Here is a 12,741-nt window from a genome sequence, read left to right on the forward strand (position 1 = left end):
CTGATTACGTTGAGCCTTTATGGTTGGTAGGCTATGCAGAAAAGGGGTAAAACTTATTGATTAGCGTGATTTGCGCGGTCTTGGGGAGGCAGCGCGGTCTTGGGGGTTCCCCCCATGAGCGACTGCCGTGGTTTCCCCCACTCGCGCTTTGCATGGCTGACAAGGCTCAACTGTCTTACGGTAACTTCTAACCATGAGCGACTGCCGTGGTTTCCCCCATGAGCGACTGCATCAAGACGGGAGTAGGGAAAAAGGAACAAAAATTCTCGCAATTCCTACACGGATTGGTAAAGAATGAAGAATGAATAATTAATTCTTAATTCTTAATTCTTCAAGCCAATTTTTTCCATAAACACTGTTGATGATGGCAAGGATGGTATAGTCCACCAGGGCTGATGTTCCTCTAGGGACTTCTGGTCATATTTACCAGAGGCAACCGCAATCACACGAGCACCAATGGCTTTGCCACAGTGAATGTCATGGGGAGTATCGCCAATGACGTATGTCTTTTGAGATGGGATCACACCATACTTTTCCGATGCGATCGCTAAAGCTTGTTGGGCAATATCAACTCTAGTTTCAGTTTTATCGGAAAATCCACCATCGCTAAAGTAATCAGCCAAGCCATAATAGCTTAATTTTGCAAATGCTCCTGCTTCGATATTTCCTGTGAGCAACATGGAAACCACATCAGTTCGATCATGCAAAGCATCTAGAATTTCGATTACCCCCTCCAGGACATATCCTTCTCGGCGGGGCAAACTTTGAGGCAAGTAGTTAACGTAGTATTTCAGCAGTTGATCCACCAATTTAGGTTCTGGGGACAAACCGTACTGCTTGAGAATATTAGCCGCAATTATTGGGTCTGTCATGCCTGCAGTTTCTATATTTGTCAGTGAAACAGTTTTACCAATTACCTCACTAGCCGCCTCTTCTAGGGCAAATATCCCGGCTCGTTTTGTGGTTAATAAAGTGCTGTCGATGTCCCAAAATAAAACGGTAGTCATTACACTTCTATGGTACTAGAACTTGAGGCAATAGTTGTTATTTAATTACCGTTAATTATTATAACATTTATGTAAGCTATCAGCTATCAGCTATCAGCTATCAGCTATCAGCTATCAGCTATCAGTTTTCAGCATATTCGCTACGCGCATATGCTTAGATGTGCTTTTCCTCATACTTTCCATTCTGATTAATCTGGAACTATTAAATTCTCCCGTTCAAGGTTTATTTTAAGTAAGCTGAACGCGCACGCGTGAGCTAAAAGCTCACGGTTGAATGCTTACCTTGCCTCTTGCCTCTTGCCTCTTGCCTTTGCTTGAGGGAGTATATTCACAACTTAACTAAAAATGCTACATGATACTTTTATTAATATCAAATGCTAAACTTTCAGCATCTAGCCCATGAGCACGAAGCACTTCCTGATTTTGACCGCATTTAGGAATATCAAATACTCCAAATTGCCTTACCTGTATTTGCCCAGACAATCCTAATTCTGCCAAACCACTTACAATCCGATCTCCCTGTCCTCCTATTACATAATGGTTATCTAGGGTAAACACCCAGGAGTAACCCTGAAGGATTTGCTCCAACCAGTCTAAATCTACAAAATTTAGCCAAGGCAAATTCACTACTTTTAGGGTGATACCGTGATTCTGAGCCAATAACTGGGCAGCTTGATAGGCTTGTGGTAGCAGCACGGGACCGTAACCAAATAAAATAGCGTCTTGCCCCTCAGTTAAGGCAATCCCCTGACCCAACTCCAACTGATAATCCTCTGGCAATTGATAGGGAATCTGACAGGGGATCGAGACTAGCCTGATATAGGAACTACTGATAGTTCGATGCAAACAGTAGTCTAGGGCAAGGGATACTTCTGCTTCATTAGCTGGTTCAATCATCACCATATTCGGTATCGCTCCTAGGGCAGAAATATCCCTTACCGATTGGTGAGAATGACCAGGACCACCGGGTAGCAACCCAGCTAGGGAGCCAACATAAATAATCTTAGTCCGTTCGGTAGCATTATTATAGATTTGCTCATTGGGTCTGGTGGATAGGAAACAAGCAAAGGAATGCACGATCGGCAGTAACCCTTTCAGTGCCATCCCCCCGGCCTGGGATACCATATCTTGTTCGGCAATGCCACACTCAAAGAACCGTTTCGGGAACTTGTCTTTAAAGGGAATCAACCCACAATCGAGCATTAAATCGGCATCGAGTACTACCAGGTCTTGATTCCGTTCTGCTTGGGTAACCAAAGCTTTGGAATAGGCACTAACCAGTCGTTGCGCCCCATCAGCTACAGCAGGTTTGGCATAGGATAGCATCTCCAATGCTAAGGGGGATGCTCCAACTTGTTCCAATTGGGTATTGGCAGCAGCAATTAGTTCTGCGACTCCGGTCGTGTAGGCTTCATCATCCGGTGCGCCACTATGGAAGCGATATAAGTTGTCTTCTGGTTTGATGGCCGTGTGTTCCATAAAGGAGATTCCTTTTCCCTTAATGGTGTCAGCAATCAGGATTTTGGGCCCTTTTGTGACTGCTTTCAATTTTGCGATCGCATTCCCTAAAGCCTTGACATCATTGCCATCACAGCGGTCAACATACCAACCATAGGCCGCAAACTTCCGTTCCAAGTCCCCCAAGTCACTCACTTGGGACACCCAAGTATCGGACTGAATTTTATTATGATCCACAATCACAGTCATCTCATGGAGTCCCAGATTTGCTGCTGGTTGGAGAGACTCCCAAAACTGACCCTCCTGCAACTCCCCATCCCCAGTTAAGATATAAACATTTCCCTCTCGACCCATCAGCCGATTTGCGCTAATCATCCCCTTAGCCTTAGAAACCCCCATTCCCAAGGAACCAGTATTCGTTTCCAAGAACGGAATTGAAATATCTGGATGGCCAGGAAGTCCATCTAACCGCCTCAAGCTATGGATACGCTCAAACTCCAGCAAACCATGGCCAATCAAAACCGAGTAAAAACCCGGTACATCGTGACCCTTAGAGGAAAAATAAATATCCCGTGGTTGATTAGAGTTAGTTTTCCTAACCCGTAATTCATTTAAAAACAGCCAACAAACAATATCTAAACTACTAAAACTACTACCAATATGCCCTGAACCCGCCTGTTTGATCATATATAAGGTATTGATTCGACAGTAGGTAGCAAAAAGCTCAGTATGAGTTTCGGGAGTAATGTCTAAATCCTTGAGGCGTTCAAACTCCCGAAACGGGACTAGAGATAGATTTGTCATTGGTTATTGGTTATTGGTTATTGGTCAGGTTTTGGGTTTTAGGGAGCAGGGAGTAGGGAGTAGGGAGCAGGGAATAGGGAGCAGGTAACAGGCAAAAAATCCTGTGTACCTGATAGTTATTAAAAACGCTGTATACTATTAATTTTCAATGGATAACATGACAGCTTAATCTTTACCTTGGTTACTTGCTGATTTGATTATCCGCAATTTTTAACGTTAATTTTTAAAGTTTATACAAAATAATTATAATCATTAGTTAGCTATTATTTTTATTAATTCAAACTACTAATTAAACTACTATAACTAATAGTATAGCGTTTCTGATAGTAATGAGGTACACAGTATTTTTACCCTGTTCCCTACTCCCTACTCCCTACTCCCTACTCCCTACCAAATTTAAAAAACTAAATTGGTTTCTGGGAGACCATAGGTAAGTGAGCTTCTCCCTGTGCTATTAAATATTCCAGATACCACCAATCCTTCAAGTCATTAATATCTAATCCCTCATGATCATGGGTAATAAATGGCATAATAACCTTTCCAGCAATTGTATACTCTTTCAGCACCACTTTTGACCAAGCAATTTCTAAGCTAGCATTTTGCACATAGACCTCTGGCAAGGCCTGATACGGAGTACTATGCCAGGGGGTATGGGGGGTTGTTGGCCTTTGGCCTTCCCGTAGGGTAGGTTGGGGGGTTGTTCGCGTAGCGTGGCCTTTTGGCCAAGGTTGGGTGGTTGAAGGTTGTTCGCGTAGCGTGGCCTTTTGGCCAAGGTTGGGTGGTTGTTCGCGTAGCGTGGCCTTTTGGCCAAGGTTGGGTGGTTGTTCGCGTAGCGTGGCCTTTTGGCCAAGGTTGGGTGGTTGGGGGGTTGTTCGCGTAGCGTGGCCTTTTGGCCAAGGTTCGAGGTTGGGGGGTTGGAGGTTATGGTTAACCTGAGAATTGCCTAATTCAAAAGTGTTCTGCTCAAGCAACGGTTTCATCAGGTTGCCCTTGAGTACCCACATTTTACCAGGATGCTGCTGGCATTTCTCTACTGCCCGTAAGGAGTCTACTTGATTAGCTTGAGCCAAAAAGGCCTGCCAAGCTCGTTGAATGGTCTGTGGTTGGCGACAAGGACTGGTTGGTCGCAGGATGCTGAAGCAATCAAATTCTCGCCCAAGATCATTCAAACGCCTCAGGGTGTAATCAATCCACTCAATATCTGGTGATTTGTCAGTAGCATACTCTGGCGGACGCAAAAATGGTACGTCAGCGCTATAGTAACGAGCAATTTCCGCCACCTCCTCTGAGTCAGTGGAAACAATCACTGCTGAGAACACTTGGCTTTGGGTTGCAGCAGCAATAGTATAAGCAATTAACGGATGCCCTTTCAAACGACGAATATTTTTACCAGGTACTCGTTTAGAACCAGCCCGGGCTGGAATCAAGGCAACTACTGTCGGAGTTTTAGAATCCACCAATTTTCCTGATATTAGACAATAATCTTGCTGGCAAATTTTTGTTCACCACTTTATAGTTTACAGAAATAGGGAATCGGGAGTCGGGAATCGGGAGTCGGGAGTCGGGAGTAGAACGGGCATCTTGCCCGTTACAATTTTACGAGTAATTGTTGGTTTTATAATAACTCAGCATTGCCGTTAGTTAGCTATTAGTAATTGCTAGAGTTTAATCCTTGTCAATATTAACAATTAGAGTGTATAATTATATAGGGTTAACCCAATTGCTTTAAGGACAAATTACTGGGGTTTAGGAAGTAGGGATTAGGGAGTAATAATTGCTCCTTGCTACCGTCAATTAAATCGCAAATACTTCCCTTAATCATGGAAGAAAATTGTTCGCGTAGCGTGGCCTTTTTGCCAAGGTAAATCATCTGGTAAATCATAAGTAGTAAAAACCCGTTCTAATAGAGCAATGGTAAAAATTAACCGTCACAGCGTGTAATCGCAAATCACACCATAAAAATCACACTATAAACAGAATCTGCACTAGTTTAATCAGAATGATAGCGGTGATACTACTTAGGATTTACACAGACTTTTGACCCTATTACCTGTTCCCTATTACCTAAAATACAAAACGTACTTCAAGCAATTGATAACTGCTATCGTAAACATTCTATTGCAGCAAAACAAATGACAAACTCAGACCAGTTTGATACCCGTTTCAATCTTTTACTAACTGCCCTCGAGCGGATCAGCCAACAGATTGAACAGCTCGGTCACAGAACCGATTCTAATGCTCGTGCTATCGAGCATACCAACCAACAGATTGAACAGCTCGGTCACAAAATTGAACAGCTCGGTCACAGGATCGATTCTAATGCTCGTGCCATTGAAGCTCTAACCAATACTGTCCATGAGTTCAAACGAGATCGCGCTCAATCATACTCTTTGATGGCAGATTTAGCTCAAAATCAATCCCGAATGTATGGCATGATGGCCAACTTAGATGAGCGACAGGAACAACTGTCTAACCGACAGGGGGAGATTGTAGAAATTCTGAAGTTATTGACTAAATCTAATTAGGGTTTAGAACCACTAGGGTAAGCATTTAGCTATCAGCTATCAGCTATCAGCTATCAGCCTATGGGCTACAGATGGTGCTACTGTTCACCCAGCGTGCCCGTAGCATGGCCTTTGGCTGACGGCTGACCGCTGACTGCTGATAGCTGTTGAGAAAACACTAAACACTATTGCAGCAAATGACAAACTCAGACCAGTTTGATACCCGTTTTAACCGTTTACTAACTGCCATTGAGCGCATCGACCAACAGATTGAACGGATCAGCCAACAGCTCGAAGAGCTTCGTCAAAGAACCGATTCTAATGCTCGTGCTATCGAAGCCTTAACCGATACTGTCAATGAGTTCAAACGCGATCGCTCTCAACTGTATTCTGTGATGGCTAATTTAGCACAATCTCAGTCTAATTTATTTCAATCTCAGGCTAATTTAGCGGACAGTCAATCCCGAATGTATGGCGTGATGGAAAATTTAGATGAGCGACAGGAACAACTTTCTCAGGGACAGGAGCAACTGTCTAACCGACAAGGGGAGATTGTAGAAATTCTGAAGTTATTGACTCAATCTAATTAGGGTTTAGAACCACTAGCGTAAGCTATCAGCTATCAGTGATCAGCTATCAGCTATCAGCTATCAGCCTATGGCCTACAGATGGTGCTACTGTTCGCGCAGCATGCCCGTAGCGCAATTGGTGCTTTTGAAGAAAATAAGCTGACCGCTGACCGCTGACTGCTGATAGCTTACAGATCTTGAGAAAACACTAAACACTCTTGCAGCAAATGACAAACTCAGACCAGTTTGATACCCGTTTCAACCGTTTACTAACTGCCATTGAGCGCATCGACCAACAGATTGAACAGCTTGGTCACAGGATCGATGCTATCACCCAACAGATTGAACAGCTTGGTCACAGAACCGATTCTAATGCTCGTGCTATTGAAGCCCTAACCGATACTGTCAATGAATTGAAACGGGATCGCGCTCGACTGTATTCTGTGATGGCTAATTTAGCAAACTCTCAGTCTAATTTAGCTGAAAGTCAATCCCGAATGTATGGCCTAATGGAAAACTTAGATGAGCGACAAGAACAACTCTCTCAGCGACAAGAACAACTGTCTAACCGACAGGGGGAGATTGTAGAAATTCTGAAATTATTGACTAAATCTCAACCAGCTTAAATCTAAGCTATCAGCCCTCAGCTGAGGGCTGATAGCTGATATACCAATCCGTGTAGGAATTGCGAGAATTTTTGTTCCCAGATCCGCTGTTCCCTGTTCCCTTTGGTATAGCTTATAGCTTAAGCAAAAGGTTTCAGCTTACGTTTGATGGTTGAAGCTAAGCCGAGAGTAGCCAGGGTAAAGAGACTTATACTATGACTAGGTTCAGAGACAATCACCGGTTTCGCAGAAAAACTAATGGGTAACTCACTATCTTCTGGTCCCAAATTTTCAAAACCAGTGATCAATGGCGGTGCTGAAAAAACTTCAAAAAAACTAGAGGGCTGCAAAAAACTAGCGAAAAAGACATTAACAAAGTTTCCACCTGAGGTGGAAAAACCAAAGCCATCAGTTGTTAACTGATTACCATCAATACTAATTAAATTATCAACCTCGAAAGGTTCGTTTCCCGGTGTAGACGTGCCAGTAGGTTGCAAACCAGTAATTGTTTCGCTGTTGCGGGTGCCAGTAATTTCAGAAATCAGGAAAAACCCCAAATCATCAGGAGTATCATTAGTAGTGAAAGACCCACTGGCTTCGATACCAGGAGCAGAATAACTCCAGTTCCAATTTAACGCTGAAGCTGCCTGGGGTGCCACCAAAACCAATCCAGAGGTAGCAATCAGGAGTGTGGCAGATAGAAGAGTTAGATTTTTCATATAAACCTTAGGGTTGAACAAAACTGGAATTTAGACTAAAAATTGAATAATATAGCGTTTATATCAGTTATGAGGTAAGCTTTTCAACCTCAAAGTCCCCCTTATTAAGGGGGATTTAGGGGGATCAAGTTGTACCTTATGGGATATAGAATTAAATAATAACTCAATACTTGACATCCTCCCGCCGCTAAATCTCGCGATTATAGCGGGGGATTCCTAAGACTCACGACTTAGGTTTCTGTTTCCTTCTCCCTTTTGGGGAGTTTTTCACACCAGCCTTCCGAGACTTGCTCTGTTTCGCCGTAGGCGACGCTACGCGAACGGGTCTTACGGTCGCTCCACAGACTGACACGGCAAGCCCTGCCGCCAAAATATTAATTGATGCATTAATATCGCGATCATGGTGAGTATTACAGGATGGACAATTCCATTCCCGAATACTCAAAGGTAAAGACTCAACGCGATTCAAGCACACAGAACACAACTTACTACTGGGAAACCATCTATCAATGGAGACGGCTTTTCGGTTGTACCATTCTGATTTGTATTTAACCTGACGGATTATTTCCCCCCAGTTAGCGTCACTAATCACTTGAGCTAGTTTATGGTTTTTTACCATATTTTTCACAGCTAAGTCTTCAAACGCAATCAATTGGTTTTCTCTGACAAGTTGAGTGGTTAGCTTGTGAGTAAAATCCCTTCTAGCGTCTTTGATTTTTGCGTGTATCCTGGCCACCTTTAACCTGGCTTTGTCGCGATTATTAGATCCCTTCTGTTTTCGCGACAAAGCCTTTTGGTATTTAGCCAGTTTTTTCTTCAGCTTTTTAAAATGTTTAGGGTTGGCAATTTTATCTCCATCACTGGTTGTAATTAAGCTAGTAATCCCGAGATCGAAACCAACCTGTTGGTCCGTTGGGGACAAACTTAAGTCTCTATGATCATGGAACCTGACTGAGATATGCCAACGATTAGATGGATCCAAGCTGATTGTAACGGTTGTTGGTTCGCAATTTACAGGTAATTGACGACTCCACCGAATAGGTAAAGGTTCTTGGCATTTTGCCAGATAGATTTGACCATCCTTCCACTTAAATGCTGACTTTGTAAATTCTGCGCTACCACCGTTACGTTTTTTCTTGAAATTGGGATATTTGGTTCGACCTGCAAAAAAATTAGTAAAGGCGGTTTGAAGATGTCTTAATCCCTGTTGAAGCGGGACACAACTGACTTCATTTAGAAAAAATAAGTCATCCTGTTTCTTCCAACGTGTCAACATTGAAGAAGTTTCTTTGTAACTTATTCTTTCCTGACGTTCGTACCACCCTTTGGTTCTAGCATCTAGGGCTTTGTTGTAAACAAGTCTTACACAGCCTAGAGTTCTCCTCAACAGAGTCTCCTGTTCAGGTGTCGGATAAAAGCGGTATTGGTAAGCTTTTTCACTCATGCTCACAGTTTAAAATATACCGTGTGAGATGTCAAATGGACCCAATTCCTGAGGGGCTGTGTGCGGAACCTGCGTCCGCACTTTATATGCCCCGTCTCCCGCTAACCCTACCTGCGGGTATAACGGGAGAGGAATTGCTCTTAAGGATGAAGCCGCACAACATGATTATCCGAGATGCAGAAATAAGGGATCGTGAGAGCGTGCGCTCCTTACATATGTCGGCCTTTCCCATTGGGGAGGGTGATCTTGTGGCAGGTCTCGCTGATGACCTCATCTCCAATATTACCGAGCCATGTACACTATCATTGGTAGCGGTCGATAACAATGAAATAATTGGAAACGTTGCATATAGTCCTGTATTTATTGCCGAAAAACCAGATTTCCATGGCTATATTCTGGCACCACTCGCTGTTAAGCCAGAATGCCAAGGTAATGGTGTGGGGAGTCAACTAGTTGATGCTGGGATTAAGCGATTGCGTAGTATGAATGTGACTATTCTCTTCGTGTATGGTGATCCTAGGTATTATGAACGATTTGGCTTTCAGGCAGAGTTGGCAACACATTTCATTACTCCATATCCATTGGAGTGGCCTTTTGGTTGGCAGGCGCTCCTACTTGATGAGATAGAGGAGCCAGGTGCTGCTGTGAATATCAAATGCGTAAAGTCTTTAAATAATCCTAAACTATGGTGATAGGTTGCTAGGATTGCTATAACACTTTTATTTATGTTTTAAAAGCCTAGTATTCTCCTTAGTTTGAGCCGATTTTTCAAATTCAGATCTTTCCAATAGATGGTTCAAGTTACGGCAAATAATGCGAGTTGTAGGATGTTCCTCTCCCAACTTCTTAACAGCAATCTGTAGAGCCTGTTGGTAGAGAGTTTTGGCCTTTTGGTATCGTCCCTGTCTATAGTAAAGTCCGGCCAGGTGGTTGAGGCTGCTGACCACATCTGGGTGTTGTTTACCTAGGAGGAGTTGCATAAGGTCTAAGGCTTGCTGGTAAAGGGGTTCGGCTTCTTCGTATTGCCCCTGCCACTCGTACAGTACTGCCAGGTTGTTGAGGCTTTCTACCACATCTGGGTGTTGTTCACCCAGCAGGCGTTTCCTCAGCTTTAAGGCTTTCAGGTAGAGGAGTTCGGATTCTTTGTATCGCCCTTGGTGCTCGTACAGTACTGCCAGGTTGTTGAGGCTGGTGGCCACATCTGGGTGTTCTTCACCCAGCAGGCGTTTACTCAGTTGTAAGTCTTCCAGGTAGAGGGGTTCGGCCTGTTCATATCGCCCCTGGCTCCAGTACAGTACTGCCAGGTTGTTAAGGCTTTCTGCCACATCTGGGTGTTGTTCACCCAGCAGGTGTTTCCTCAAATCTAAGGCTTTCTGCAAGAGGGGTTCGGCCTGTTCATATCGCCCCTGGCTCCAGTACAGTACTGCCAGGTTGTTAAGGCTTTCTGCCACATCTGGGTGTTGTTCACCCAGCAGGTGTTTCCTCAAATCTAAGGCTTTCTGCAAGAGGGGTTCGGCCTGTTCATATCGCCCCTGGCTGAAGTACAGTAAAGCCAGGTTGCTAACGCTGGTGGCCACATCCGGGTGTTCTTCACCCAGGCGCTCTCTAAGCATTGATAAGCATTGCTGATACCAAGGCAAGGCTTGTTCGTAAGCGCCTTGACCCTCGTAAAAGCGGCCTAAGCCAACAAAAGGACAGATTAAATCTTCGTCATTTAAGTAATCCTTTTGGTTAGTGGCAACTTCCACCAGGTGAGGGATAGCAGGAGTAATTTCTATAATTTCGGACTGAGTTGGGGTCTGAGGAATATTCTCGGCTATTGCTACTATAGCTGAACAAAAGCCCCGTTTTAGTTTTTTAATATCAGCTAACTGTTCCCCCTTGATACTCAAAAATTCTCTAATCCGTTCCTGAAGTTGGTAGGTGTTATCATCCAACTGCTGGAGTAAATACTTTTGAACTAAGATATCCCGATTAACGACCAAATCAAAGTCTAAGCTAGCAGCCCTAGCCGCCTTTGAAACTAATGACCATGGCATAGGAGCCAAGGCAAACAAACTCAGGAGAGCAGCCATGGTTTGAGCTGAATACTCTAACGCATCCCAATTGAGTTCCAGCACAACATCTGTACCAGAGTCCCCTTCTTGAGATTGCTTTTGCTCTAGGAGCAATAAAATTTCTTCTAGCATCATGTACTCCCTGGCTTTGAGTATAGCGCTGCCGCATTGTATAATCCTAAAGGTACACAGCCAACGAATTGACAGAGTTTTGTGGCAAACTCTAACTCTTTTTGAACCAACTCCTTTCCTAACAACTGTGCTAACAACTCTAGAGCCTCAGTTTCTGGTAATTCCCCCAAAGGAAGTGACCGATAGGGTAACTGTGAGCTACGTGTAGTGATTAATACCCTGAATCGAGAACCCATGGGCGGTAAATAGTCTTTGATTTGATCGATGTTAGTGACATTATCGAAAACTAATAAAACTTTACCTGGTTGCCACTTTTTCCAGCAATAAGCAAGTTGGCTAGCAATGCTGAGATTTTTAGGCATCGGAAAACCAGGAAAATCATTCACAAATGCAAATTCCGAGAGCTGGGTTACGATATCGACTCCCTGGAGATTTAACCAACAACAACCACCGGGATAATTTTCTAAATTGTACCAAGAGTATCGAATTGCTAGTTCTGTTTTCCCTACTCCCCCCTTACCTGTGCGATCAGTAATTGCCACAATAGTGTTGTCTTGAAATAGCTGATGTAACTCTTCCAGTGGCTGGTATCTATCCACAAACTTACGCGCCTGACTAGTAGGTATATTGTGGGCCACCTCAAAGGGATTAGGATGATAAACATCGATATCACTATCCCAACTGCGCCGATAAAAATAGGTTGGTAGTTGTTGTTTATTTAAACTATCAAATTGTTGCTTAACGTGATCAGCAACTACTTTCATATCTGGCAGCCAGTCATGGTGCGCCAACGCTTCTCTTACCGCTTGGGAAAAGTATCCCGTTTTTGCCGAGGAGTTAACTTTTGCTGTCTCCCCTTCTCTCGTAGCCAGTAAGACAAACTGTTGACTGTCTTTCCTAGGTTTACCACTAGGAAACTGTTTCCCTCCCAAATTATTTGGTCGCCCTCTTGATTCTAACAGATAATTAGCACAAGCATCGACTATACAAATATGATGGGGAATCCGAAAGGAATCTGAACCTAAAAGCAGTAACAGGGAATTAAAATCTAGATTCTGCCAATTCGTTTTACTAGCATCAGCACAAAGTAGCCTACGATTACGCTCTGAGGTAATCAAACCATGACCAGCCCAAAACATAAACAGTAAATCTCCCGATTTTTGGGACAGATCATTGGTAATGATATCAACTATATTCTGCTCGGTTGCTGGCTCTGAATTTATCTCAAATTCTTTAACAAGTTTACTATTACCGTTTAAGGGTGACAAACAGAGCCTGATATTATCTGTTGGAACTCCTTGTGATAACAACCAATCAGCAAACTTGATAGCATCATGAACGGGACCATCGACATTCCAGTTTGTTGCTTGATATTGCTCGATACCGACAATCAACCCATAGGTTTTTTCTGGCTTAGCAGTAATAGTCATGGAGTGCATCTC

The 12,741-nt window shown here is 43.5% G+C and carries 13 protein-coding genes; 4 read left to right on the forward strand and 9 right to left on the reverse strand.

The annotated features are described in order from the left end of the window. Positions 1–60: 60 nt before the first annotated feature. From BJP34_RS49545 to BJP34_RS44595, 5 genes are all read right to left on the reverse strand, one after another. The gene (locus BJP34_RS49545) at positions 61–195 is read right to left on the reverse strand and encodes a hypothetical protein (protein ID WP_267876393.1); all 135 of its coding nucleotides are present in this window, start codon (positions 193–195) and stop codon (positions 61–63) included. A gap of 128 nt (positions 196–323) precedes the next feature. Beyond that, positions 324–1,007 (reverse strand): HAD hydrolase-like protein, encoded by a 684-nt coding sequence (locus BJP34_RS26745; RefSeq protein ID WP_070394967.1) that lies wholly within the window; start codon positions 1,005–1,007, stop codon positions 324–326. A gap of 348 nt (positions 1,008–1,355) precedes the next feature. Further along, positions 1,356–3,269, reverse strand: a complete 1,914-nt coding sequence (locus tag BJP34_RS26750) for a transketolase C-terminal domain-containing protein (RefSeq protein WP_070394968.1) — start codon at positions 3,267–3,269, stop codon at positions 1,356–1,358. 404 nt (positions 3,270–3,673) lie between these two features. After that, a complete protein-coding gene (locus BJP34_RS46700) occupies positions 3,674–4,726 on the reverse strand; it encodes an acylneuraminate cytidylyltransferase family protein (protein WP_070394969.1) in 1,053 nt (350 codons plus the stop codon). 254 nt (positions 4,727–4,980) lie between these two features. After that, complete coding sequence (locus BJP34_RS44595; protein WP_158517495.1) at positions 4,981–5,151, reverse strand: hypothetical protein; 171 nt, start codon at positions 5,149–5,151, stop codon at positions 4,981–4,983. 250 nt (positions 5,152–5,401) lie between these two features. Here BJP34_RS44595 and BJP34_RS26760 point away from each other — a divergent pair, with 250 nt between their 5' ends. The 3 genes from BJP34_RS26760 (at position 5,402) to BJP34_RS26770 (ending at position 6,968) form a co-directional block, all read left to right on the forward strand. Then, entirely contained in the window at positions 5,402–5,794 is a 393-nt protein-coding gene (locus BJP34_RS26760; RefSeq protein ID WP_070394970.1) for a hypothetical protein, read from the forward strand. A 176-nt stretch (positions 5,795–5,970) separates the two neighbouring features. After that, on the forward strand, positions 5,971–6,363 hold the full coding sequence (locus BJP34_RS26765) for a hypothetical protein (protein ID WP_070394971.1): 393 nt from the start codon (positions 5,971–5,973) through the stop codon (positions 6,361–6,363). 206 nt (positions 6,364–6,569) lie between these two features. Next, positions 6,570–6,968, forward strand: a complete 399-nt coding sequence (locus BJP34_RS26770) for a hypothetical protein (RefSeq protein WP_070394972.1) — start codon at positions 6,570–6,572, stop codon at positions 6,966–6,968. Positions 6,969–7,087: 119 nt separating this feature from the next. Here the strand turns inward: BJP34_RS26770 and BJP34_RS26775 are convergent, their stop codons facing one another. Beyond that, the gene (locus BJP34_RS26775) at positions 7,088–7,666 is read right to left on the reverse strand and encodes a PEP-CTERM sorting domain-containing protein (RefSeq protein ID WP_070394973.1); all 579 of its coding nucleotides are present in this window, start codon (positions 7,664–7,666) and stop codon (positions 7,088–7,090) included. Positions 7,667–7,889: 223 nt separating this feature from the next. After that, positions 7,890–9,110, reverse strand: a complete 1,221-nt coding sequence (locus BJP34_RS26780; protein ID WP_070394974.1) for an RNA-guided endonuclease InsQ/TnpB family protein — start codon at positions 9,108–9,110, stop codon at positions 7,890–7,892. A gap of 161 nt (positions 9,111–9,271) precedes the next feature. On the opposite strand from BJP34_RS26780, the gene BJP34_RS26785 reads away from it, so the two are divergent. Beyond that, positions 9,272–9,802: a GNAT family N-acetyltransferase gene (locus tag BJP34_RS26785; protein ID WP_070396898.1), complete on the forward strand. Its 531-nt coding sequence runs from the start codon at positions 9,272–9,274 to the stop codon at positions 9,800–9,802. Positions 9,803–9,829: 27 nt separating this feature from the next. Here BJP34_RS26785 and BJP34_RS26790 read toward each other — a convergent pair whose 3' ends face one another. Both BJP34_RS26790 and BJP34_RS26795 read right to left on the reverse strand, forming a co-directional pair. After that, positions 9,830–11,302 (reverse strand): tetratricopeptide repeat protein, encoded by a 1,473-nt coding sequence (locus BJP34_RS26790; protein WP_229424041.1) that lies wholly within the window; start codon positions 11,300–11,302, stop codon positions 9,830–9,832. Beyond that, positions 11,299–12,729, reverse strand: coding sequence for a caspase family protein (locus BJP34_RS26795; protein ID WP_070394975.1), 1,431 nt, complete (start codon positions 12,727–12,729; stop codon positions 11,299–11,301). Before BJP34_RS26795 ends, BJP34_RS26790 begins: the two co-directional genes overlap by 4 nt. Between the last annotated feature and the right edge of the window lie 12 nt (positions 12,730–12,741).

The organism is Moorena producens PAL-8-15-08-1, from assembly GCF_001767235.1.
GTDB lineage: Bacteria > Cyanobacteriota > Cyanobacteriia > Cyanobacteriales > Coleofasciculaceae > Moorena > Moorena producens_A.